This is a genomic window from Gracilibacillus massiliensis (assembly GCF_001458115.1).
Lineage (GTDB): Bacteria > Bacillota > Bacilli > Bacillales > Amphibacillaceae > Gracilibacillus > Gracilibacillus massiliensis.
Map to the genome: position 1 here is coordinate 559,419 of NZ_CZRP01000011.1, position 24,018 is coordinate 583,436.

Genomic DNA, 24,018 nt, shown 5'->3' on the forward strand with positions numbered 1-24,018 from the left:
CGCAGGCGTCCGCTTCTACTCCTACGGGATGTTTTTATCCGAAGATCCACTCTGGTAAGCGATCTTTGCTTACCAAAGTTAGCTGAGGAGAAAAACCCGTGGAAAAAGAAGCGGACAAGCCGTAGCGATTTCTAAGCACACACATCATTTCAAAATTACCACCAAAATTATGATACAGTTTCCTTCTATTGCGAAATAATCGATATTGCACTGTTCACAATATTTATGTCCTACCCTCTGTTCCATTAAAAATAGCATAAAGTGATGATTTTTTTGGACAAATCTGTACTATCTTTTAAAAAAAGTGCTACAATAGTTACATCATGAAGATAAAAAGACGTGATGTGAATAGGGGGCTAAGTAATGGCAAAAGTGCGTACACAAGATTTGTTGGATCGTTTTAAAATCGAATTGATTGCAGGTTCAGAAGGTGTGCATCGAGAAATTTTTATGAGTGAAGTATCGCGACCAGGTATTGAACTCACTGGTTATTTTAAATATTATCCTAAAGATCGATTGCAACTGTTAGGCAAAACAGAATTATCGTATTTCTCTGAGTTAACCAAAGAGGAAAAACAAGATCGTTCCTATCGACTTTGTACAGATATTACCCCGGGAATTGTCGTAACAAGAGATATGGAAGTACCTGAAGAACTTGTTGAAGCATGTGAGATGTCAGGTGTTCCATTGATGCGTTCTCCGTATAAAACAACACGAGTAATAAGCCGTATTACCAATTTCCTTGAAGCAAAATTTGCACCTTTTACTGCTGTTCATGGTGTATTAGTTGATATCTATGGTATCGGTGTGCTGATAACAGGGCAAAGTGGTGTAGGTAAAAGTGAGACAGCCTTAGAATTAGTGAAAAGAGGTCACCGTCTTGTTGCAGATGACAGTGTGGAGATTCGCCAAGAAGATTATGATCGACTGATCGGATCGTCACCTCCATTGATTGAACACTTATTAGAAATTCGTGGTCTAGGTATTATTAATGTGATGACATTGTTTGGTGCTGGATCAGTTCGTTCCCATAAACGTATATCACTTGTGATCAATTTGGAGACGTGGGATCAGAAGAAACAGTATGATCGTCTAGGCTTAGAAGAAGAGACAATGAAAATAATCGACGTAAAAATACCGAAAGCAACGCTTCCTGTTCGACCTGGTCGTAACCTAGCTGTTATTATAGAAGTGGCTGCGATGAATTTCCGTTTAAAGCGAATGGGTGTCAATGCAGCAGAAGAATTCTCACAACGACTATCAAAGATGATACAAAATGGCGAACACGAAGAGTCAGAATTTGAAACAGACTTAGATATGGATTAAAAGTAGAACGGAGGAGATTGAATTTGGCATGTGAAGCTCCTGCACTTGATCCTGTATTTCTGCAACTTGGCCCTTTATCTATTTATTGGTATGGCGTCATTATTGCGACAGGTGCCTTTTTAGCACTTTGGGTTGGAACCAAGGAAGCGGATCGATTAGGTGTAAAGAAGGACTATATTGTTGATCTAGTAGTATTTGCTATCCCAATTGCTATCTTGTCAGCACGAATTTATTACGTTGTCTTTGAATGGGATCGCTATGTTGGTGAACCATGGTGGAAAGTCTTCGCGGTTTGGGAAGGCGGGATTGCGATTCACGGTGCGTTAATCGGTTCTGTTATTACAGCTATTGTGTTTACCAGAGTAAAAAAGTTATCTTTCTGGCAAATTGCCGATATTTTAGCGCCAAGCATAATTTTAGGACAAGCAATTGGTCGCTGGGGTAACTTTATGAATCAAGAAGCACACGGCGGACCGATCTCACAATCTACATATGAAAGTTTTCATCAATACTTACCAGATTTTATTATGAATCAGATGTGTATTGAAGGCACGATGTATCACCCTACCTTTTTGTATGAATCGATTTGGAATATTGCAGGATTTATTTTATTATTAGTATTGCGCAAATACCCACTTCGTCGCGGCGAAATGTTCTTAACCTATGTAATATGGTACTCGATTGGTCGCTATTTTATAGAAGGAATGAGAACCGATAGCCTTTATATTGTTGGCGAATTGAGAACAGCGCAGATTATATCAATCTTGCTTGTTGTGGGTGCTATAATTGTGATGGTGTATCGTCGTAAAAAAGGATTAGCTACACATACGTATCAAGGTAAAAAAATTAGACAACATAAGAAAAAATAAAGAATAAGAGCTTTTGCTTATAAGCAAAAGCTCGTTTCTCGTAATGTAACTTGGAGGTAATGAATGTGAAAATGGAAACACTATTATTTGATTTAGATGGAACATTGATTGATACCAATGAATTGATTATCGCTTCTTTTACACACACAGTAGAAAAGTATGGAAATCGCCCCTATACAAGAGAAGAAATACTTGATTTTATTGGTCCACCATTAATAGACAGTTTGAAAAAAGTCAACGCAGAAAAAGTAGAAGAAATGATGGCAACCTATCGAGAGCATAATTATGCGAATCACGAAAAATATGTCGAGGCCTATCCCACCGTGGTGGATACCATCAAGACATTGAAAGAAGCAGGATTTCAATTAGGTATTGTCACAACAAAACTATCAGATACAGCTAAATTAGGTCTGAAAATTACGGGAATGGATCAGTTATTTGATGTACTGATTGGTCTAGATGATGTTGAAAATGCGAAACCACACCCTGAGCCTATTCTAAAAGCGATTGATGAGCTAAACGCCAATCCAATGACAACATTGATGGTTGGTGATAATTATCATGACATTGAAGCGGGACATAATGCCGGTGTGCAAACAGCAGGTGTAGCTTGGACGATTAAAGGTAGAAAAATTTTAGAAGACCATGATCCGGATTATATGTTAGAGGAAATGAGTGATCTATTAAAAATCGTTGGAGTGGAATAAGATGCGTAGAACGAAACGTTATCGCGTTGAAGGTGCGAACAGTTTATGGCATATCTATAAAACGGTGCCTTTTTGGAAGGTCGTTAGAAATTTTATTATAATACAATTAGCCAGATACACACCTTTTTTAAATTTAAAAAATCGCATGTATCGTAGCTTTTTAAAGATGGAAGTCGGCCAAGAAACCGCATTTGCACTGATGGTTATGCTGGATATCATGTTCCCTGAGAAGATTCATGTCGGAAAAAACACGGTGATCGGCTATAACACCACAATTCTAGCGCATGAATACTTAATCAAAGAGTACCGATTAGGCGACGTGATTATAGGAGATGAAGTGATGGTTGGTGCAAATAGCACGATTTTGCCTGGAGTGACGATTGGCGATCAAGCGGTTGTTGCAGCGGGTACGGTGGTACATAAGGATGTAGAAGCCGGAACATTTGTAGCAGGTAACCCAATGCGAGTGATTTATACCAAAGAACAAATGCAAGAGCGAATAAAAAATGACACCTTCTTATCCGAGAGTTAAAAAACAGGAATATACATCGCCACCAACGCGATCGTATATTCCTGTTTTTAACTAAACCGCGAAGTACCAGATTGTAGAGTCTCTTCACGGGAATTCATGTGGTGTTAACGGGAATTGTCAATTTCTTCACGGGAAATGCCTTTCTGTAGACGGGAATTGTTTGCTTCTTCACGGGAATAAACGATAATTCCCGTGAAGAGCAGTATAATTCCCGTCTACAGTAGCACTTTTCCCGTGAAGAAAAGACTAATTCCTGTGAAGAAGATCATAAGTAACTTATCCGCGTTAACAAACTTACAAAATTATCATTACTTCGGGTTTGTATCTACTTTGAAGTTGTGTAAACTGTTTTTAGCTGGTTTTAACTTTGATAATTCCATATATCGTTTCTAAATATGGCACATCCAATTGATACTTTTTCGCTAACGTTATTGCAGCTCCTTGCAGGTGATCGACTTCGAGATTTAATCCTTTGCGATAATCCTGATGCATCGAAGAAGTAGCGTCAGCTGGTAGGTTAGTCAATATTTTCCAGGCCTTTTCTAAATGTTGATCCCAAAGTACTACACCTTCATGTTTGGCAATCATTTGCATCTCTTTTAACAAATGATCTATGATCGTCTTTGTTTCGTCCTGCTTGAGAATAGGACCAATTTCAAGGTCACTTACGGTGGTTATTCCCGAAAAAGCAGTAATAAACATATACTTATACCAAATATCTGTTAATATATCCTGACTATAGGTACTAGCCATATTAGCATCTTCTGATAAAACGGCTAGTTTATCGCATATCTGTTGTTGGTTGTCTTGTAATGCACCGAAACGAAGCTCATGAATTTTGCTTGTATGTACCACGTGCCCATTACTGTCCAATGTTGCAATAATATTCGCCAAACCGCCTAATACGTTCTCTTTTCCAAAATGATCAACTAAATCAGAGTAATGACGAACGCCATTCATTATAGGCAGAATAAACGTATGCTTGTTCATCATCTTAGTAATCGTGTCTAAAATGCCGTCTACATGATAGCCTTTTACAGCTATAACAATGATATCGGCAACTCGTGCTTTACTTGGATCTGTTACGATGTCTGGATTGTCAATGACATCATTACCAAGCACACTTTCGATTTTTAAACCATGTTCTCTCAATTGATTTGCTCTTTTTTCTCTTACTATGAATTGCACATTTGCTCCGGCTTTAATCCATCTTGCTCCAAAATAACTACCAAGAGCGCCTGCGCCAATGATTGCAATATTCATCTAAAATTCCTCCTCTTACAGTTATTATACAATAAACTCTTTTATTGTGAGCAAAATGTGTTATAATGCTTAAGTCATCGGATTTTAAAATAATTAGTAGATATAATATATAAGTTAAAAATGAATGGGAGGGGAAATAGTCACGTGCAAAATCCAAATCAATTAGAAGGAAACATCATACCTTTCATTCCTGAAGGGGATTTTTATTTTTCAAAAGGTGTAGAAGCCTATCAAAAAAAGAAATTTGACCTCTCCTTGAAGTGGTTTCAAAAAGCGCTATCGGAAAAGCCTGAAAATCCATTGTATCAATGTCAAGCATCGATTGTCTATACAGAAATAGGTTCCTATCATTTAGCGAATCAATTGTTGACTAAGGTATTATCAGAACATGGTGAAGAATACATGGACTGCTATTATTTAATTGCAAATAACTATGCACATTTGGGTTTATTGGAAGACGCAACAAAATATGCCCAAATCTATTTGGAAAAAGAACCAGATGGTGATTTCCAAGAAGAAGCTAAAACGTTATTAGAATTATTGGATTTTAGTGAAGAAGAGGAAGACGACGATGATTGGACCTTTGAGGAAGAAGACGATCTCATCATCTACCAAGAAACTGCTTTTTATCACTTAGAGCGTGAAGAGTGGGAGGAAGCGATCGCGGTCTTGGAAGAAATGATTACATTGTTCCCAGAATTTTCACAAGCAAGACATGAATACCATTATGCGTTATTTTTTGTTGGAGAAAAAGATGAGGCGATTGCTATGGAAGAACAGTATTTAAAAGAGCATCCAGATGCTTTGTTCAGTTGTATGAATTTGGCGATTTTTTATTCTCATGAAAATGACGAGGAAAAACGAGATTACTTTACGGCAATGCTTGAAAATATATATCCGATCCATGAACAACAAAAATTACGGATCGCTGTAACTTTTGCTCAGATTGGCTTATATCAGCAAGCATTAGATCGATTTAAAATGCTGCATAAATCTAAACTAAAGGGTCATCCTTCATATTATAGATGGTATAGTACATGTCAATACTACTTAGGAATGGAAGATGCAGCGATTCGTCTCTGGAAAGAGGGTTGCAAACAACACAACATTCTTTCTCAACAGTTACCAGCATGGGAAAAAGGTAAATGAGCAGAATATTAGACGTTTTTTTATAAGCATAAGATAATAGTAATAAGTTAAAGATGAAAGGATGACGATAATGACTGAGGAAAAAATCTATGACGTTATTATTGCAGGTGCTGGTCCAGCTGGTTTAACAGCTGCTGTTTACACATCACGTGCAAATTTAGATACATTGATGCTTGAAAGAGGAATACCAGGTGGCCAAATGGCTAACACCGAAGATGTCGAAAATTATCCTGGATATGACCATATATTAGGTCCAGACTTATCGACGAAAATGTTTGATCACTCTAAAAAATTTGGTGCAGAATATGCATATGGTGATATTAAAGAAGTAATTGATCATGGCGATTATAAAACAGTAGTCGCAGGATCTAAAGAATATAAAACGAAAGCACTTATTATTACAACTGGTGCACAATATAAGAAGATTGGAGTGCCAGGTGAAGAAGAACTAGGCGGTCGTGGTGTGTCTTATTGTGCGGTTTGTGATGGTGCATTCTTTAAAGGAAAAGAATTAATCGTTGTTGGAGGCGGAGACTCTGCGGTTGAAGAGGGCGTATATTTAACGAAATTTGCTGAGAAAGTGACGATTGTTCACCGTCGTGATCAACTACGCGCTCAAAAAATACTACAAGATCGTGCCTTTAAAAATGATAAAATTGATTTCATTTGGGATACGATTGTTAAATCGATTAATGAAAAAGATGGTAAGGTCGGAAGTGTTACCCTCTATGACAAAAACTCAGGTGAAGAATATGATCGTGCGATAGATGGTACTTTCATTTATATCGGCATGGTGCCATTAAGTGAACCTTTCAAGTCATTAGGTATTACTAATGAGGAAGGTTATATTCCAACAAATGAGAAAATGGAAACAAGCGTACCAGGTGTATTTGCTGCTGGGGATATTCGCGAAAAAGAATTACGTCAAATTGTTACGGCAACAGGTGATGGAAGTATTGCAGCACAGGCCGCTCAAGCGTATATTGAGAATTTAGATGAGGCTGTTAATACGCCAAGCTAGTCCTGTAATCATTTCGACATATACACGTAAATAGAAATTAACGTGGCTGTAACACGGACGAAATATAAATGCGATACAATGTAGTTAACTAATTGACCCCCTTTTTAATAAATATAACTTGACGGCATAGGTTCTCATACCTATGCCAATTTTTTTTGTGGTAGAGCTGATTCACTCCGTGTATAATAGAAGTAGAATAAAAAAAAAGAATCGTTACCTATAAATGTAAGAGAGAGGAGTGGATGAGAGATGGGGAGACAATCTGAAGAAACGAAATTAGTGATTATTACAGGGATGTCCGGTGCAGGTAAAACCGTTGCTGTACAAAGTTTTGAAGATCTTGGTTATTATTGTGTAGATAATCTTCCTCCTGCACTGTTGCCAAAATTCCTCGAATTAATGAAAGATGCAACAAATAATATTCAAAAAGTCGCGCTCGTAATGGATTTGAGAGGCCGTGAGTTTTTTGATACATTATTTGAAGCATTAGATACACTTGGACAAGAAGAATGGCTCGAAGAACATATTCTGTTTTTAGACGCAAGTGATCACGTGTTAGTATCACGGTATAAAGAAACAAGACGTTCCCATCCTTTAGCACAAGATGGCTTGCCATTAGAAGGTATTCATGCCGAGCGAAAGATTTTAGATGAATTAAGAGGACGTTCGCAGCATTTTATTGATACATCTAAGCTAAAGCCAAAGGAATTACGGGAAGAAATTGTCCAAAGATATAGTCAAAAAGATCAAGAAATTTTCTCCGTTCATGCGCTTTCCTTTGGTTTTAAATACGGTTTGCCGATTGATGCAGACTTAGTATTTGATGTGCGATTTTTGCCAAACCCACATTATGTCGAGCAATTGCAGCCATTAACAGGCTTAAATACAGAAGTATCATCTTACGTTTTTAGATGGTCAGATACACAGAAATTTTTAGAAAAAGTGACCGATCTCTTACAATTTATGCTTCCTCAATATAAACGAGAAGGAAAAACACAGTTAGTGATTGCGATTGGTTGTACAGGTGGTCAACACCGGTCTGTAGCAATTGCTGAGCATCTAGCAAAACATTTTCAAAAAAATTATGTCACACATGTCAGTCATCGTGATATAGAGAAGCGAAAGGGATAATTACATGGCACAAACCGCTCTAAAAAAAATAGTTGTGATTGGTGGTGGAACAGGCATGCCTGTTTTACTGCGTGGTTTAAAGCAACATCCCATCGATTTATCAGCAATTGTCACAGTAGCCGATGATGGGGGCAGTTCTGGTCGTCTGCGATCTGAGATGGAAATGCCAGCACCAGGTGACATCAGGAACGTGATTGCAGCATTGTCTGATGTAGAGCCAATGTTAATGGAGTTATTTCAACATCGTTTTACCAAAGGGAATGGTCTTTCAGGTCATTCAATGGGAAATCTTTTATTAGCTGCTATGACCTCTGTAACAGGTGATTTTTACACAGGAATAAAAGAAATCTCACGTGTATTAAATGTCAAAGGGAATATCTATCCGATCGCAAATCAAAATATGTTTTTACATGCCGAGTATGAAGATGGTGACATTGTGACCGGCGAGTCGAATATTCCTAAAGCAAACAAGCGTATTAAACGGGTATTTCTAAAGCCAAATCCAGTACTTCCTTTACCAGAAGCTGTAGAAGCAATCCATGATGCTGATCTTGTGGTAATTGCACCTGGAAGCTTGTACACCAGTACACTTCCTAATTTGATTGTTCCCCAAATTGGTGAAGCCTTACGAGAAACAACTGCAAAAGTAGTATATGTCTGTAATGTGATGACACAAGCAGGTGAAACAAGTCATTACAGTGCATCCGATCATGTACAGGCTATTGCAGATCATATTGGAACAGGGTGCATTCAAGCAGTTGTTATGCACAACAGAACGATTGACCGAGACGTGCAAATGGTCTATGCGGAAGAAAATGCGGAACCTGTTCGCTATGATTTGGATAAACTAAGAAGTATGGGATTAGAAATTATTGAAGAAGATATCGTAAAAGAACGTAATCATTCATTACGTCATGACACAGATAAGGTAGCTAAGGTATTATGTTCCTTAATATAGTAAAAGACTCCTTATAAGGTGAGACGGGAGGGAGAAAGTTGTCATTTGCTGCAGATATAAAAAAAGAGTTAACGAAAATCGAGAGTGATGATTGTTGCCAACAAGCAGAATTGGCAGCATTAATTCGGATGAATGGGGCAATTTCTTTTTCAAAAAGTCATTACTCGTTAGATGTTCAAACAGAAAATGCGGCTATTGCGCGCCGAATCTATACGCTGATTAAAGCGAGGTATGCTATTCCGGTAGAGTTACTCGTAAGGAAAAAAATGAAATTAAAGAAAAATAATGTCTACATTGTACGAATGAGTAAGGGTGTAAAAGAAATGTTGCAAGACATGGAAATACTTGTTGAACCGTTACAATTCATTCGAACGATCTCAACTAAATATACGAAAAAAGAGTGCTGTCGCCGAGCTTATTTACGAGGCGCCTTTTTAGCTGGTGGTTCTGTGAATAATCCAGAGACTTCTTCCTATCATTTAGAAATATATAATTTTCACGAAGAGCACAATCAGTCGCTCTGTGATTTATTGAATGAATATGGTTTACATGCGCGAATCCTGGAACGAAAAAAAGGCTTCATCACCTATATCAAAGAAGCAGAAAAAATTACTGAGTTATTAAACTATATCGGTGCACATCAAGCCTTATTTAAGTTTGAAGATGTAAGAATTGTCAGAGATATGAGAAACTCCGTTAATCGTTTGGTGAATTGTGAGACGGCTAACCTTAATAAAACGATCGGGGCTGCTTTTAGACAACTAGAAAATATTCGATTTATTGACAAAACAGTTGGTCTGGAGGCATTACCTGATAAATTGCAAGAGATTGCCAAACTGCGCATGGAACATCAAGATGTTTCCTTAAAAGAGTTAGGTGAAATGGTCTCTGGCGGGAAGATCAGTAAATCTGGTATTAATCATCGTTTGAAAAAAATTGACCAATTTGCAGAACAGTTACGCAATGAAGGGTTACCAGTAAATTAAGCAAAAGCGGGGATTCACTCCCCGCTTCATTAAAAATGAATAAGACGAGCTATTAAATAGTAGAATAAAATGATAACGCTTACTAAATGGCGTTTATTAAACAGGAGGGGAATATCATGTTAGAGAAAGAGGTTGTAATATCAATAGAACCAGGATTACAAGCGAGACCTGCAGCACAATTTGTTCAGAAGGCGAATAGCTACTCATCAGAAATTTTTATTGAAAAAGATTCAAAACGAATTAATGCCAAAAGTATCATGGGATTGATGAGTCTTGCCTTATCAAAAGGAAATCAAATAAAAATTATAGTGGATGGTTCAGACGACCAAGAGGCATTGAAAGAGTTAGTAGAATTTGTAGAAGGAAAAAAATAAAAAAAGTGGCGAATATTGAGTTCGCCACTTTTTTCCTGTTTAATTTAGGTCAGATGGTTTCTTTTCCATTACTTTATCAATTAAACCGTAATCTTTTGCTTTTTCTGCCGTCATGAAGTTATCACGATCTGTATCTTTTTCCACAACTTCAATCGGTTGACCGGTACGATCAGCAAGAATTTGATTTAATTTTTTGCGCATTTCAATAATTCGGTTGGCATGGATTTGAATATCTGATGCTTGACCTTGTGTACCACCTAGTGGTTGGTGAATCATTACTTCACTGTTAGGTAGTGCAAACCGTTTTCCTGGTTCGCCTGCTGCAAGTAAGAACGCGCCCATAGATGCAGCCATACCAATACAGATTGTGGAAACATTTGGTTTGATGAACTGCATCGTATCATAGATCGCCATACCTGCAGTGATGGAACCACCTGGTGAGTTAATGTATAACGAAATATCTTTATCTGGATCTTCTGCTGCTAAGAAAAGCAGTTGTGCTACGATACTGTTGGATACATTATCATCAATACCGCTTCCTAACATAATAATTCTGTCTTTTAATAGGCGAGAATAAATGTCATATGCACGTTCGCCTCTGTTTGTTTGTTCAATAACTGTTGGGATTAAATTCATAAAACAATTCCTCCTTTAAACACTTGCTTTTTCGTTAGTATTTTTCTAACTATGTACATCTTAACCCAATGGTCAAAAAAGGTCAAAAGATTTGATTTTCTATACTCATACTACCCCAAACCGCTGCTGCTTAAACAAACGAGGCTAGATAAATATCTTAGTTATACAAAAAAGGTGTAATTAATAATATATTTTCCATTGTATGCTAAAAAGTGTGGTCGATTAAAGTTGACTATAAACTATTTAGGGAGAGTTTATATAGTATTACTTCAATTTCTATTTAGATTTATTGAAATTATATAATATATTCGATATAATATAATTGACATGCGCCCGTAGCTCAGGGGATAGAGCAATGGTTTCCGGTACCATGAGTCGGGGGTTCAAATCCCTCCGGGCGCGTTAAACTCCTGTATAACAAAGGTAAGAGGATTTATAAGCAATTTAGCAAACAGTTTGTCTTTGATGTGGATAATTATTATAGAAACGGTTTATAGATATACATAATTGTGATAGTTTGTTAAAAGCTCTATGTTTATTGTATGAACTATTAATATAAAGTAAAAACAAAAGAGGCAGAATTTCAAAAAACAAATTGCCCCTTTACAATGTTGCAGAAGGGCAATTTAAGATTAAGAGACAATACAAATAGTGAGTTGAATCCTATATATAGAAATATAGTTTAATTGATTTGAAATACTCCAAAGCTTGAGCATGAGGAAAAAAATTCATATTTGGATTGTTTAAATTCTAATACTTACTTTTACCCTTGAATCCACACAATTTTTAAATCAACATGAGTTAGGAAGGTTTTTATAGATTTTAGTTGACAGTGGTATCATCACAATCACCAATAAAGGTCATAGGATTCACTTCCGCCAAAAATGTTGTCGAGAATGTCTCACCTTCGAAATTAGTTGCGAATACGGACCATGTTCCTATATTCATATTATCTATAGCTAACGTAATTTCTACTTCGAAAATGCCACTTAACAGATTTCCTTGGGCCATTGCTGTACCTCTAACACGAGCAAATGAATTACCTTCACACTCAATTTCAATTCTTCTACCTTGGATAAAATTAATTGTTGTTCCATTCGAACTAAATGTTACATTAAAGTTGTCAACAGCAGGGTTGCACATCGGACTAGCAGTAAAACACTCAACAGCTGTTATGTTAATTGTTCCATTTAGGGTATCACTTGATCCGTTTTCAGTGATTACTACTTCTGCTGGTGCTGCGTTTCCTTCAACACCTATACGGAACTTACATGGGCATTCTTCACCTGGGCAATCCACAGTTGTTCCAGCCATGGTCGTTACTGTCGAACCATTAATTGTTGTAGTAGCAGTAATCATAACCGAAGTTGGTGGTGTGTTTACAGGAATTATCAAATTTGTCGTAAAGGTACCATCCCCTGCTGATAGTGCAGGATTAGGAGTAAAAGTACCGATGGCAGGGAAAATACTAAAGGTAATTTCTGCATCTTCAACAGGTAGATCGTCACAGAAAATGGTACCAGTGATGTCCCCTTCACAAGTAATTTCGTTAGGGACGTCTATGGTCAGCTCACAATCTTGATCACAAGAGACTTCAGTAATAATAGTATCTGATAAGAGCTCACCGTCCACATTAGTTGAAGCAATTATCTCAACCTCTGTTGGTGGTGTTCCATCAGGTACAATGACTCCTGAAAAGAAATTCCCATCTGCCCCTGTAGTAGCAGGATTAGGGTCGAAATTTATTATATCAGGGGCTGCGGTAAATGTCACTTCAACTCCTTGAATCGGCTCATTTCCACAGGTGATGTTACCTGAAACTACGCCACTACATTCAATGGCGGAAGAACCAAATAAAACAATACTGCATTCTTCTTCAGGACATGAAACCATGGTCGGCATTGTGTCAGAAACCGTTTGTCCATTCGCATTGGTAGTAGTAGTTATGGTTACTTCTGATAAATCGGTTCCTTCCGGAACAGTAACTGTAGTGAAAAATGTTCCATCAGGTTCAGTTATGGCTGGATTTGGTGAAAAAGTAACGATATCGTTAGAACTAGTAAAGAAAACGGAAGCTCCTACAACAGGTGTACTATCGCAAACTACGCTTCCTGTAATCTCGTCCTCACAAATAATGTTAGACGGAACAAATTGATCGATTCTACATATATCACAAACAAATGGAGCATCGTCAGAATTTTTTCGTATTTCAATATTAGTTTGCTGAACAATCCAGTCATATACTTTTTTAGTGTTTATACAAATATTTTCTTCAAAATAAGTGTTGTCCTTAATGGAATTTCCCTCAACCTTCCTTACGATTGGAAGATCTTCTGCGGAACTCTGACTACCAAACCCTAGATCACACTGCGGGGGGATGGAAACATTTCTTTTACAAGAAACATCAATGATATCCCTAGGTTCACAAAAGTCACTTGTCAATTCAACTGTTACATCGGTACTCACTTGAATATCTTGACATATGTCCAAAAAGACCTCTAGAGAATTATAAAATCCTCCTTGGCAGTTAATACATGCAAAGCATTGAAAGTCACTAACCTTACATAAAATTTCTGTGCCTTCAGGAGCACAAAGAAGGACGTTCTCGATTTTACAGAAAGAGATGGGCTCTGACAAACATGTATTCAAGCCATCTGACACCTTTACAACTATAAAGCCCGATTTACGTATTATGACTTTTTGCAATTGCACTTCTTGACCATCGGGCAATGTTACAGGAACATTTTTCCTTCCTTTTCCCTCTTTTACCTCTTCACAGATAAGTGATTCTGTACTAAAGGGGTCAAGTGGATTACCAAATTCATCTGACAAAAAACAGGTTGTGATTCCTCCTTTATCCAATAATTCACAAAGCGTAGGATTCATAATTTCACACCTTTCTTAATACTTCAGAATTTAAAAATATACTAATTTTTTTGGAACGAATTCATTGAATATGATTTCAAACCTCTAATTAAAAATGAAAACATTCTAAAACTAACAACCATTGAGAAAGCCCATTGAGGGGTGGAAAATGAAGATCATTCCAGCAACATGAATTCCACCTACAAGATTGTTGTACTCTATAATATGTATCAAATAAAATATAGTTCATTTTAAAAAAGTTATTCACAATTGTAACTGTTCAAAAAACACATTCATTAAATTACCTGTCCTATCATATATACAAATAGATATATGTTTCATTAGACTCATTCTACAGTGAATTTAAATAAATTCAGAAAATATATTGACATCAATCAAGCGTCATGCTAAAGTTATAAATATCGAAAAACAAAAGCGAGTGAAATACTCGGAATTAAATAATTCTTATCCAGAGAGGTGGAGGGACTGGCCCTTTGAAACCTCGGCAACCATTGAGCGATTCATTCGTTTAATACAGGTGCCAATTCCACTAGGTGATCTAAAACCTGGAGAGATAAGAGAGCGAATCCAGATATTTAAAGTCTCTCTATCTCCATGTAGAGAGACTTTTTTGTAAGTAAAGAAAGCATTTAATCGGCGTCATGTCTAGCTCCGAGCGCCAGAAACTAGGCGACTTCACGAAATCGCCCTACGATAAGTCATCATCGGTTCGCAAGCTCACCGTGATTCCTTTATCTCAGTCGATTCGCTCCAGTCGCTACGTTTCTAAGCGGGCGCTCTGCGCTTTTCTTAATTTAAAATTTAATAATAACTCTTATCAAGAGCGGCGGAGGGACTGGCCCGACGATGCCCGGCAACCATTAAGTAAAGCTTAAAAGGTGCTAATTCCTGCAGGATGCGAATCCTGGTAGATAAGAGGAGGACAACTGCAATGACAGTTAAAGCCTTCTTCTTATCGAAGAAGGCTTTTTTATTACCAAAAAATGATGAAATTAACAAATTGAGGGGGAAATAGAAATGACAGACTTTCAAAATTCAACATATGATCCAGAGACAATTCACTTACATGGTGGGCAAGCGCCAGACCCAACAACAGGTTCACGAGCGGTACCAATCTATCAATCTACGTCCTATGTATTTCACGATACCGAGCATGCGGAACGATTATTCGCTCTAGATGAACCAGGAAATATTTATTCACGAATCGGAAATCCGACAGTAGATGTTTTCGAAAAAAGGTTAGCACTGTTAGAAGATGGAGTTGCAGCAGTAGCCACTGCATCTGGGATGTCCGCTATCACACTTTCAATCTTAAACTTAGCAAGCGCTGGCGACGAAATTGTGGCAGGGGTTAACTTATACGGTGGAACATACAACCTCTTTAATGTAACACTTCCACGATATGGCATTAATGTTAAATTCGTTGATCCAACAGATCCAGAGAACTTTAAAGCAGCGATAACCGATAAAACAAAAGCTGTGTACGGTGAAATTATTGGTAATCCAGGATTGCAAGTATTAGACGTAGAAAGAGTGTCAGAAATCGCACATGATGCCGGTGTTCCGGTAATTGTCGATAATACGTTTGCTACACCATTCGGGTGCAAACCAATCACATTAGGTGCTGATATCGTCGTACATTCAGCAACAAAATGGATTGGTGGTCACGGTACCTCGATCGGTGGGATCATCATTGATGGTGGACGATTTAATTGGAATTCTGAAAAGTATCCAGCATTCACGGAACCTGATCCGAGTTATAATGGCATTCGATATGCCGTTGATTTTGGTACATTAGCATTTATTACGAAGGTGAGAGTTCAACTATTAAGAGACTTTGGTGCAGCATTAAGTCCATTTAATGCATTTCAACTTCTTCAAGGGTTAGAAACCTTACACATTCGAATTGAACGCCATAATCAAAATGCCCAAGAACTTGCTGAATACTTAAACAATCATGAAGCAGTAGAATGGGTTAGTTACCCAGGACTTGAAAGTCATCCTTCACATGATTTAGCGAAGCATATTTTAAACAACGGTTTTGGGTCGATAATTGTATTTGGTATTAAAGGCGGCAGAGATGCTGGTCGTGACTTAATTAATAATGTTGCACTTTGGTCACATGTTGCTAATGTTGGGGACGCCAAATCATTAATCATACACCCTGCATCAACAACGCATCAGCAGTTAACAAAAGATCAATTAGATGAAACAGGAGTTACAGAAGAATTGGTTCGTTTATCGGTTGGTATTGAATCTGTTAGAGATATCAAAAACGATTTAGATCAAGCACTAGCGAAAGCAACTGGCATCGGCACAGATAAACAACAACAAATTATCGTAAATGATGAAGGTATCATCAAATGGGCGTTAAATTCACCACATCAACGTTATACAGAAAATGGTGAGGAAAAAACACGTCAAAAAACATTAGCAATTGTCGGTTTGAGTGGCAAAGAAGCAAGACCAAGTTATCGACTTGCAAGAAAAATGCAGCGACTTGGTTATAAAATCATTCCAGTCAATCCGAGAGAAACAGAAATTTTAGGAGAAAAAGCATATCCGGATTTGAAGAGTGTTCCGGTAGATATTGATATTGTTCAAGTATTCCGTAGTCCAGATGCAGCAATTGAAATTGCCAAAGAAGCAATTGAAGTAAATCCGAAAGTATTCTGGTTACAAGAAGGTGTCGTATCACCTAAGGCAGAACAAGTTGCATTAGAAGGCGGCCTGCAAGTAGTGCATAACCGTTGTACTTATAAAGAAGCACAACGATTAAGAGGAACGATTTCAACATATGCATGTGAAATCTAAAGTGAGACTTCCATCAGTGGGTGGTTAAACCACCACTGATTCTTAGCGAAGCTGTTAGCGTCGATGATAAAAAATAAAAGGAAAAAGGGGACATTATCATGAAAAGAGTACCATTAATTGATTTAAGAAGTTTTTTAGCAATCGCAGTATTTGGCATTATTTTATTATTAGCAGTAGGTTGTTCATCTGAAAGCGAAGCAGAAGGTAAACCATCAAAAATTCGTTTAGATTATGCTTATTATTCGCCGACAAGTATTGTATTAAAAGAATTCAAGTGGGCAGAAGAAGCATTTGAAGAAGAAGGTATCGAAGTAGAATGGACACTAAGTCAAGGAAGTAACAAAGCAATTGAATATTTAAATAGTGACAGTGTTGATTTTGGATCAACTGCAGGTGCAGCAGCACTTATCGCAGAATCAAATGATGTACCATTAGAAAACGTCTATGTTTATTCACAACCAGAGTGGACGGCATTAGTAACGAACGAAGGATCAGGAATTGAATCCATTGAAGATCTAAAAGGTAAGAAAGTTGCAGCAACGCTTGGTACAGATCCATATATTTTCTTAGTAAGAGCACTAGACTCCGTTGGTTTAACGATCAATGACATTGAATTAGTCAATCTACAGCACGCTGATGGTGGTAATGCACTTGTAAATGGTGATGTTGATGCATGGGCAGGACTTGATCCGCACATGGCAAAGCATGAGTTAGAGTCAGGCACAGAATTATTTTTTAGAGATATTGACTTAAACACATATGGATTCTTAAATGTTCGAGAAGAATTTGCTGAAAATCATCCGGAATATGTAGAAAAAGTAATCGAAGTATATGAAAAAGCTCGTAACTGGGTCTTGGAAAATCCTGATGAAGCGGCAGAATTGTTAGCAGAAGAAGCCGATATCAGTACAGAGGTTGCAAATATTCAACTAGTAGAACGAACCATTCTAGATAATCCAGTACCTGGAGATACGCATGTGGAAGCAATTAAAGCTGCTGGGGATGTGTTACAACAGGCAGGAGATTTGGAAGAAGATGACGATGTAGAAGCATTAACAAATGAATTGATTAATCCAGAATATGCGGAAAGTGTTATTGAATAATAGGTAAAGGTTAATAGGAGGGGCAAACAATGGCAGAACAGCAAAATAGTACAGTCTCTGGATATGCTAGTCCAGCGCAAATCGATTTAAAACAGAAGGGAAAATATGATTCCTCAAAAAAAAATAGAGGATCGTTACTTGAAACGGTCTTATACGGAAGTATTATTCCAGTTGCGTTGATTGTGTTATGGGAGCTGCTAAGTCGTGCTAGCGTTGTCCCTTCCAATCAACTACCAGCTCCAACTACTATTTTAGAAAAAACCATTAGTTTGGGTCAGGATGGATCACTTTGGGGACATATATGGATCACCACTTATCGAGTCTTCGCAGGATTTATTATCGGAACAGCTGCAGCCATTGTTTTAGGTGCAGTAGTCGGCTTTTATAAGAAGGCGGAACAATTATTTGATCCAATGATTCAAGCGTTTCGTTCGATTCCATCTCTAGCATGGGTACCATTGTTTATTTTATGGATGGGTATCGGAGAAACATCAAAAGTAGTAATGATTGCTGTTGGGGTATTTTTCCCTGTCTACTTAAACATTGTTAGTGGGATTTTAGGTGTCGATCGAAAATTAATTGAAGTAGGAAAAATGTACGGTTTAAATACCTTCCAACTTGTCAAAAGAATCATTCTTCCGGCATCATTACCTTCCTTTTTAGTAGGAATGCGTAGTGGGTTAGGACTAGGTTGGATGTTTGTCGTAGCCGCAGAATTAATGGGTGCTAGTCAAGGTCTTGGTTTCTTACTTGTATTTGGACAGAATATGTCGAGTCCAGAAACGATTTTAGCAAGTATTATCCTTTTTGCGATTATTGGCAAGCTTTCTGACTGGGTTTTAAAACAAGTAGAAGTTCGTTCTTTGCATTGGCAAGATCGACTGGAGAAATAGGAAGGGGTATTTAAAATGAGTTTAGCACTTAGAGATGTTAGTCGTACATTTAATGGAACTACTGCTGTCAGAGGTGTTAATTTAGAAGTAAAACCAGGAGAAATTATTGGTTTACTTGGCACAAGTGGGTGTGGGAAAAGTACCTTATTACGAGCAATATCAGGATTGGATCCAGAATATGATGGAGAAATTGAAATTAACGGCAATGTCTCCAGACAAATTCAGGATACAGCAAGTTTTATTTTTCAAGAACCGAGATTGTTACCATGGTTAAATGTGTTAGATAATGTCACATTCGGATTGACAGGTAAACGTAAAGACAAAGAAAATAGAGCAATTGATTATTTAGAAAGTGTTGGTTTACGAGGTAAAGAAGTCCTTTATCCTCGCGAATTATCCGGTGGTATGGCACAGCGTGTGGCAATCGCTCGAGCGCTGGTTACGTCTCCAGAAATCTTACTATTAGATGAACCATTTAGTGCATTGGACGCCTTTACGAAAATGCAATTACAGGATCTATTACTTGATGTCTGGAAAAAGTATCAATCGACAATTGTTATGGTGACACACGATATTGATGAGGCGATGTATTTATGTGACCGTGTCGTTATTTTAAAAGGACAGCCTGGTGAAGTTGAAAGAGAAATAAAAATAGATCTGGAGCGTCCACGAGACAGAGGCAGTGAATATTTAGCACATTTAAAATCTGAAATTCTGGATTGCTTGGACTTAAATAAAAAGTAACAGTCTTCAAGGGGGATAATCTCATGACAAAACAAGCAACATCACATATAGAAAAAGTAGAGGGTAACTATAACCTTAGTAACTATGAAACCATTCGTGAAAATTTTGACTGGGAAGATGCAAAAGAGTTATTGTCGGCAGCCAAAACAGGGAAAGTTAATGCAGCATATGAGACGATTGATCGTCATGTGGATGAAGGATATGGAGACAAAATAGCAATACACTATATAAATGAGACTGAGAAGAGATCTTACACTTTTAGAGAAGTAAAAGATAAAACCGATCATTATGCCAAAATTTTAAAAGAAAACGGTGTAAAAAAAGGTGATCGTGTATTCATTTTCCTTTCGAAAACACCTGAATGTTATATTGCCATCTTAGCGGCGATTAAAGTAGGTGCTATCGCTGGTCCATTATTCGAGGCGTTTATGGAAGATGCGGTACGAGACCGAATTAATGATTGTGATGGTACCTTGTTAATTACCGATCAAGAACTAGCCAAACGAGTACCACAACAAGATATTCCGTCACTTCAAACAATTTTATATGTAGAAGATATTGAAAAAGAAGCCTTACAACCAGTCGATGGTGATCAATTTGTCGAATGGGTTGACTGGGAAGATGGTTTAATCATTCATTATACGAGTGGGTCAACTGGAAAGCCAAAAGGTGTCTTACATGCTCATCGTGCAGTTCAGCATCACATTGTAACAGGTAAATGGGTGTTAGATATCAAGGATGAAGATGTCTACTGGTGTACTTCACATCCAGGATGGGTAACAGGTAGTGTATATGGTTTATTTGCCCCGTTATTAAATAGAGCGACTGTTGTTATTCAAGGTGGCCGTTTTAGTGCTGAAAACTGGTATTCTCTGATAGAAGAGCTAGGGGTGACGATTTGGTACAGTGCTCCTACCGCTTTCCGTATGTTGTTATCACAAGGAGATTTATATAAAAAATATGATCTATCATCCGTTAGACATGTATTAAGTGTAGGGGAACCATTAAACCCAGAAGTAATTCAATGGGCTTGGAATAGCTTGAAAGTACGAATTCATGATACATGGTGGATGACAGAAACAGGTGGACATTTAATCGTTAATCTCCCTGCTGAAAAAATCAAACCTGGATCAATGGGAAGACCTTTTCCAGGAGTACAGGTTGGTATATTAGATGATGAAGGGCAAGAGTTACCTCGTGGTGAAGTTGGTCAATTAGCCGTTCGAACGCCATGGCCAGGATTGATGAAAGAGATTTGGGGAAACCAGGATAAATTCAAATCCTATTTCCAATATGAAGGCTGGTACATTTCTGGAGATTTAGCATTACAAGATGAAGAAGGTTATGTATTTTTCCAAGGTCGTAACGATGATATGATCAATTCTGCTGGTGAGCGGATTGGACCTTTTGAAGTGGAAAGTAAATTAATTGAACACCCTGCAGTTGAAGAGGCTGGTGTGATTGGTAAACCTGATGAATTACGTGGGGAATTGGTAAAAGCATTTATCACATTACGACAAGGATTTAGTCAATCTAAGGAATTATTAGAAGAAATTCGTGTTTTTGTTAGGAAAAACTTATCTGCACATGCCGCTCCAAGAGAGATTGAAGTAGTCGATGAACTGCCAAAAACCAAAATCAGTGGTAAAATTTTAAGACGACAATTAAAAGCATTAGAAATCGAAAGAGCTAATGCTAATAAAGTAAACATTTAAAACATATAAATACTCTTATGTAGAGAGGTGGAGGGACTGGCCCGATGAAACCCGGCAACCTTAAGCAACTGCTTAAAAGGTGCTAAATCCTGCAAACAATTGTTTGAAAAATAAGAGGGAGATCATAAATGTGAGTCTCTCTTGTTCGATCAAGAGGGACTTTTTGTTTCCCTTAACTTTAGGAGGAATAAGCAAATGGTAAAAACAATCATCCGCAAAAGTAAAGAGGAAGAATTAAAGGAAGTGGCGATCCATCAATTGTCAGAAGCATCTCAAGATTATTTAAGGGAGATCACAAAACCACGGATACGCCCCACTTCTTTTCGATTAAATAAAGGTGTGGAATCAAAAAATAAAATTTCCCCTTTGTTACTAGGAGCTATCGGGGCACAGACCTATTTCCATGAGGATGGCGAACTTGCCAGTGCTCAAGCTGCCCAAAAACAAGGAATACCTTTCATCGTCAGTAGTCATTCAGCCTATAGCATAGAAGAAATTAGTGATGCTGTACCAGAGTGTGAGTTATGGTTCCAGGCACATATTTTCAAAGATCGTGCTCTGACTAAAAACTTCATCCAAAGGGCAGAACTTTCGGGGTATCAAGCCATTATCTTAAATATCTCAGATGACACAATTCATCATCATGCAGACCAATTAAACAAAGGGATTGCTAATTTTGTAGTTGATCCTATATTCGCAAAAAAGAATTTTAATAGTCCATTAACAATTAAGGAACAGATTACAAAAGAGTATCAGGATCGTCAGATAACATGGGAGGATATTAGTTATTTACAACAATTCACGACACTTCCAGTTTATATTTATGGGGATTTAACAATTGAAGATGTTCGCAGTGCCTTGCAGCATCAAGTTGATGGACTTATTTTCACAAATATTCCTTCAGCAACAACTGATCTTTTAGCACAGGTGGATACTATCGTCGCTGATAAATTAAAAGTAGTGATCGAAACCGAAGTGGAAACGAAAGAGGTAGTAAACCAGTATCTTCTACATGGTGCTGACGCTGTAACTATCAAGAGTCATTATATATATGGATTAGTAACAGCAGGAGTTTTAGGCGTAGAAGATAACATTGCTCAACTTTTCACATAATTGTTATAAATTATAGTTTCATAAGTATGGCAAGTGGGATATAGTATAACTATATCCTATTTATTTATGGAAAGGAATGAATGTTATGACAAATCGTAAAACAAAAACAAGAAAAGTAGTTGTAATTGGAACAGGGTTTGTTGGTACGAGTTATGCTTACGCTTTACTGAATCAAGGTGTAGTGAATGAACTAGTGCTGATTGATTTAGATGAAGCAAAAGCAGACGGTGAAGCACGAGACTTAAATCACGGTATGGCTTTTGGTAATCCAATGCGTATTAAAGCGGGAGATTATGAAGAATGTCATAATGCGGATTTAGTTGTCATAACAGCAGGAGCGAATCAAAAGCCTGGCGAAACAAGATTGGATCTGGTTTCAAAGAATGCAAAGATTTTTAAAGGAATTATTGATAAAGTTATGGCTGTGGATTTTCAAGGGATATTTGTGGTTGCAACAAATCCTGTTGATATCTTAACCCATCTAACTCGCGAAATTTCTGGTTTACCCAAAGAACGCGTGATTGGCTCTGGTACGATATTAGATACGGCTAGGTTCCGATATCTTTTAGGCGAACATTTTGAAGTTGATGCTCGTAATGTGCATGCCTATATTATAGGAGAACATGGTGATTCTGAATTACCTGTCTGGAGTCATGTACAGATCGGAGGGGTACCGCTTAGTCAGTATGCTAACATAGAAGATGTCTATCAAAATCAAGAAATGACAGACATTTTTGAAAATGTTCGAGATGCTGCTTATCATATTATTGAGCGCAAAGGGGCAACTTATTATGGAATCGGACTTGGCTTAGTTCGCTTAACGAAAGCCATATTGAATAATGAGAATGCGATACTTACCATTTCTGCTCATTTAGATGGACAATATGGCCTCAACGATCTTTACATCGGTGTGCCGGCATTATTGAATGAAAATGGTATCCGTGAAGTAATGGAACTCGACCTCACCGAAAAAGAACAAAAACAACTCAAAAAATCAGCAGACGTCATCCAAGAAATGATCGACACCGGCATGAAAGCAATCAAGTAATAATCAACTAAAATAATATTTACCCTTAGACACAAACTGGGCCATAAAAAGAGTGTTATTTTGAATGAAAGCATGTGTATAACAACCGCTCCGGCTTGCCCAGGAGTAGCCGTCAAGGCTGAGAATCTAATGGAGTGAAAGTCTCCTGTCATCAATTGACCGGTTCGGATGACTAGTATATCCAATGCGTGGTGAGGTAACGAGTCACGTTCTGCTTGGAAGTAAAAGTCACTGCGGCTCAACTTTACGCAGAGAGAGTATGGGTCGGAACAGCTAGAGTGGCGAGCAAATCTAGAGGCTAGAAGGCTTTAACGAATACTGCAGCTCCGAAATCGAGCGCCCTTCAGAAGCTGTTGAAGGGATGTCTGTGATGCGCCGACCTGGTTGGGCAATGGGGAAGGCCGATGTTCTATGGGAAGTAACGGTCAAGAGCACCATAGAAGCAGCCGGAGTAGGGGTTCTGGCATCTAGAGAAAGATTTTCAGAGATAACGACGGGAAAGTCCTACTTCCAGCTGGGATGACAACAACCAGCAAAGACCAACCATATAAGTGACAAGCGAAAATGGTTAGGAGGATTTAGGATGGACGCATGAGGTCGTAGTAGCGAAGAGGAAAGGGTAATGCCTTTCTAAGCTTATGGAATGAAGCTTCTACAAAGGTAACACCAGAGTAGAGCGAAGGACCTCTGGGCGACTGGGCGTCTGTGTTAAAGAATAAACAGAACACAGAGTCTGTTGAATGATTGGCA

Annotated in this window: 20 protein-coding genes, 1 tRNA gene and 3 riboswitches; of the genes, 18 read left to right on the forward strand and 3 right to left on the reverse strand. The window is 37.9% G+C overall.

The genetic code is table 11. From position 1 onward, the window contains the following. Nucleotides 1-363: 363 nt before the first annotated feature. The 4 genes from hprK to BN3107_RS06205 all read left to right on the forward strand — a co-directional run bounded on the left by hprK (nt 364) and on the right by BN3107_RS06205 (nt 3,434). Complete coding sequence (hprK, locus tag BN3107_RS06190; RefSeq protein ID WP_058306748.1) at nt 364-1,326, forward strand: HPr(Ser) kinase/phosphatase; 963 nt, start codon at nt 364-366, stop codon at nt 1,324-1,326. A 23-nt stretch (nt 1,327-1,349) separates the two neighbouring features. Beyond that, nucleotides 1,350-2,195, forward strand: coding sequence for a prolipoprotein diacylglyceryl transferase (lgt, locus tag BN3107_RS06195; protein WP_058306749.1), 846 nt, complete (start codon nt 1,350-1,352; stop codon nt 2,193-2,195). A 65-nt stretch (nt 2,196-2,260) separates the two neighbouring features. Continuing rightward, the gene (gene ppaX, locus BN3107_RS06200; protein WP_058306750.1) at nt 2,261-2,902 is read left to right on the forward strand and encodes a pyrophosphatase PpaX; all 642 of its coding nucleotides are present in this window, start codon (nt 2,261-2,263) and stop codon (nt 2,900-2,902) included. Between the two features lies 1 nt (nt 2,903). Then, entirely contained in the window at nt 2,904-3,434 is a 531-nt protein-coding gene (locus BN3107_RS06205; protein WP_058306751.1) for an acyltransferase, read from the forward strand. Nucleotides 3,435-3,785: 351 nt separating this feature from the next. On the opposite strand, the gene BN3107_RS06210 is transcribed toward BN3107_RS06205, so the two are convergent. Next, nucleotides 3,786-4,697, reverse strand: a complete 912-nt coding sequence (locus tag BN3107_RS06210; RefSeq protein ID WP_058306752.1) for a ketopantoate reductase family protein — start codon at nt 4,695-4,697, stop codon at nt 3,786-3,788. A 144-nt stretch (nt 4,698-4,841) separates the two neighbouring features. Here BN3107_RS06210 and BN3107_RS06215 point away from each other — a divergent pair, with 144 nt between their 5' ends. The 6 genes from BN3107_RS06215 (at nt 4,842) to BN3107_RS06240 (ending at nt 10,316) form a co-directional block, all read left to right on the forward strand. Beyond that, entirely contained in the window at nt 4,842-5,846 is a 1,005-nt protein-coding gene (locus tag BN3107_RS06215) for a tetratricopeptide repeat protein (protein WP_231735261.1), read from the forward strand. 70 nt (nt 5,847-5,916) lie between these two features. Then, entirely contained in the window at nt 5,917-6,867 is a 951-nt protein-coding gene (gene trxB / locus BN3107_RS06220; RefSeq protein ID WP_058306754.1) for a thioredoxin-disulfide reductase, read from the forward strand. A 249-nt stretch (nt 6,868-7,116) separates the two neighbouring features. Further along, entirely contained in the window at nt 7,117-7,998 is an 882-nt protein-coding gene (rapZ, locus tag BN3107_RS06225) for an RNase adapter RapZ (RefSeq protein ID WP_058306755.1), read from the forward strand. A 4-nt stretch (nt 7,999-8,002) separates the two neighbouring features. Next, nucleotides 8,003-8,956 carry a gluconeogenesis factor YvcK family protein gene (locus BN3107_RS06230; RefSeq protein WP_058306756.1) on the forward strand — a complete coding sequence of 318 codons (954 nt, stop codon included), beginning with the start codon at nt 8,003-8,005 and terminating at the stop codon, nt 8,954-8,956. Nucleotides 8,957-8,994: 38 nt separating this feature from the next. Continuing rightward, nucleotides 8,995-9,942 (forward strand): DNA-binding protein WhiA, encoded by a 948-nt coding sequence (gene whiA / locus BN3107_RS06235; RefSeq protein WP_058306757.1) that lies wholly within the window; start codon nt 8,995-8,997, stop codon nt 9,940-9,942. Nucleotides 9,943-10,058: 116 nt separating this feature from the next. Beyond that, complete coding sequence (locus BN3107_RS06240; RefSeq protein ID WP_058306758.1) at nt 10,059-10,316, forward strand: HPr family phosphocarrier protein; 258 nt, start codon at nt 10,059-10,061, stop codon at nt 10,314-10,316. 39 nt (nt 10,317-10,355) lie between these two features. On the opposite strand, the gene clpP is transcribed toward BN3107_RS06240, so the two are convergent. After that, nucleotides 10,356-10,952 (reverse strand): ATP-dependent Clp endopeptidase proteolytic subunit ClpP, encoded by a 597-nt coding sequence (gene clpP / locus BN3107_RS06245; RefSeq protein WP_058306759.1) that lies wholly within the window; start codon nt 10,950-10,952, stop codon nt 10,356-10,358. A gap of 329 nt (nt 10,953-11,281) precedes the next feature. Here clpP and BN3107_RS06250 point away from each other — a divergent pair. Continuing rightward, nucleotides 11,282-11,354: transfer RNA gene (locus BN3107_RS06250), tRNA-Arg, on the forward strand. A gap of 420 nt (nt 11,355-11,774) precedes the next feature. Here BN3107_RS06250 and BN3107_RS20100 read toward each other — a convergent pair. Further along, nucleotides 11,775-13,838: a BMQ_0737 family morphogenetic spore coat protein gene (locus BN3107_RS20100; protein ID WP_231735262.1), complete on the reverse strand. Its 2,064-nt coding sequence runs from the start codon at nt 13,836-13,838 to the stop codon at nt 11,775-11,777. A 441-nt stretch (nt 13,839-14,279) separates the two neighbouring features. Continuing rightward, a riboswitch (SAM riboswitch) is annotated at nt 14,280-14,398 on the forward strand. A 251-nt stretch (nt 14,399-14,649) separates the two neighbouring features. Then, a riboswitch (SAM riboswitch) is annotated at nt 14,650-14,756 on the forward strand. Between the two features lie 99 nt (nt 14,757-14,855). On the opposite strand from BN3107_RS20100, the gene BN3107_RS06260 reads away from it, so the two are divergent. From BN3107_RS06260 to BN3107_RS06290, 7 genes are all read left to right on the forward strand, one after another. Beyond that, nucleotides 14,856-16,652, forward strand: coding sequence for a PLP-dependent aspartate aminotransferase family protein (locus BN3107_RS06260; RefSeq protein WP_058306760.1), 1,797 nt, complete (start codon nt 14,856-14,858; stop codon nt 16,650-16,652). A 98-nt stretch (nt 16,653-16,750) separates the two neighbouring features. After that, nucleotides 16,751-17,755: an aliphatic sulfonate ABC transporter substrate-binding protein gene (locus tag BN3107_RS06265; protein WP_058306761.1), complete on the forward strand. Its 1,005-nt coding sequence runs from the start codon at nt 16,751-16,753 to the stop codon at nt 17,753-17,755. A 29-nt stretch (nt 17,756-17,784) separates the two neighbouring features. Then, nucleotides 17,785-18,648 carry an ABC transporter permease gene (locus BN3107_RS06270; protein WP_058306762.1) on the forward strand — a complete coding sequence of 288 codons (864 nt, stop codon included), beginning with the start codon at nt 17,785-17,787 and terminating at the stop codon, nt 18,646-18,648. Nucleotides 18,649-18,663: 15 nt separating this feature from the next. Then, nucleotides 18,664-19,392, forward strand: a complete 729-nt coding sequence (locus BN3107_RS06275) for an ABC transporter ATP-binding protein (protein ID WP_058306763.1) — start codon at nt 18,664-18,666, stop codon at nt 19,390-19,392. Between the two features lie 23 nt (nt 19,393-19,415). Beyond that, on the forward strand, nt 19,416-21,107 hold the full coding sequence (acsA, locus tag BN3107_RS06280; RefSeq protein ID WP_058306764.1) for an acetate--CoA ligase: 1,692 nt from the start codon (nt 19,416-19,418) through the stop codon (nt 21,105-21,107). A 12-nt stretch (nt 21,108-21,119) separates the two neighbouring features. Continuing rightward, nucleotides 21,120-21,224: riboswitch (SAM riboswitch) on the forward strand. A 78-nt stretch (nt 21,225-21,302) separates the two neighbouring features. Further along, nucleotides 21,303-22,220 carry an alpha-hydroxy-acid oxidizing protein gene (locus BN3107_RS06285; RefSeq protein ID WP_058306765.1) on the forward strand — a complete coding sequence of 306 codons (918 nt, stop codon included), beginning with the start codon at nt 21,303-21,305 and terminating at the stop codon, nt 22,218-22,220. An 85-nt stretch (nt 22,221-22,305) separates the two neighbouring features. After that, a complete protein-coding gene (locus BN3107_RS06290; RefSeq protein WP_058306766.1) occupies nt 22,306-23,268 on the forward strand; it encodes an L-lactate dehydrogenase in 963 nt (320 codons plus the stop codon). Nucleotides 23,269-24,018 lie beyond the last annotated feature (750 nt).

Excerpts from the sequence above, each read along its gene's own strand:
- BN3107_RS06270 (WP_058306762.1), top strand. The coding sequence starts at position 17,785 with ATGGCAGAACAGCAAAATAGTACAGTCTCTGGATATGCTAGTCCAGCG.
- BN3107_RS06275 (WP_058306763.1), top strand. The coding sequence starts at position 18,664 with ATGAGTTTAGCACTTAGAGATGTTAGTCGTACATTTAATGGAACTACT.
- BN3107_RS06240 (WP_058306758.1), top strand. The coding sequence starts at position 10,059 with ATGTTAGAGAAAGAGGTTGTAATATCAATAGAACCAGGATTACAAGCG.
- BN3107_RS06205 (WP_058306751.1), top strand. The coding sequence starts at position 2,904 with ATGCGTAGAACGAAACGTTATCGCGTTGAAGGTGCGAACAGTTTATGG.
- BN3107_RS06285 (WP_058306765.1), top strand. The coding sequence starts at position 21,303 with ATGGTAAAAACAATCATCCGCAAAAGTAAAGAGGAAGAATTAAAGGAA.
- hprK (WP_058306748.1), top strand. The coding sequence starts at position 364 with ATGGCAAAAGTGCGTACACAAGATTTGTTGGATCGTTTTAAAATCGAA.
- acsA (WP_058306764.1), top strand. The coding sequence starts at position 19,416 with ATGACAAAACAAGCAACATCACATATAGAAAAAGTAGAGGGTAACTAT.
- trxB (WP_058306754.1), top strand. The coding sequence starts at position 5,917 with ATGACTGAGGAAAAAATCTATGACGTTATTATTGCAGGTGCTGGTCCA.
- BN3107_RS06230 (WP_058306756.1), top strand. The coding sequence starts at position 8,003 with ATGGCACAAACCGCTCTAAAAAAAATAGTTGTGATTGGTGGTGGAACA.
- rapZ (WP_058306755.1), top strand. The coding sequence starts at position 7,117 with ATGGGGAGACAATCTGAAGAAACGAAATTAGTGATTATTACAGGGATG.
- BN3107_RS06210 (WP_058306752.1), bottom strand. The coding sequence starts at position 4,697 with ATGAATATTGCAATCATTGGCGCAGGCGCTCTTGGTAGTTATTTTGGA.
- BN3107_RS06265 (WP_058306761.1), top strand. The coding sequence starts at position 16,751 with ATGAAAAGAGTACCATTAATTGATTTAAGAAGTTTTTTAGCAATCGCA.
- clpP (WP_058306759.1), bottom strand. The coding sequence starts at position 10,952 with ATGAATTTAATCCCAACAGTTATTGAACAAACAAACAGAGGCGAACGT.
- BN3107_RS20100 (WP_231735262.1), bottom strand. The coding sequence starts at position 13,838 with ATGAATCCTACGCTTTGTGAATTATTGGATAAAGGAGGAATCACAACC.
- BN3107_RS06290 (WP_058306766.1), top strand. The coding sequence starts at position 22,306 with ATGACAAATCGTAAAACAAAAACAAGAAAAGTAGTTGTAATTGGAACA.
- BN3107_RS06260 (WP_058306760.1), top strand. The coding sequence starts at position 14,856 with ATGACAGACTTTCAAAATTCAACATATGATCCAGAGACAATTCACTTA.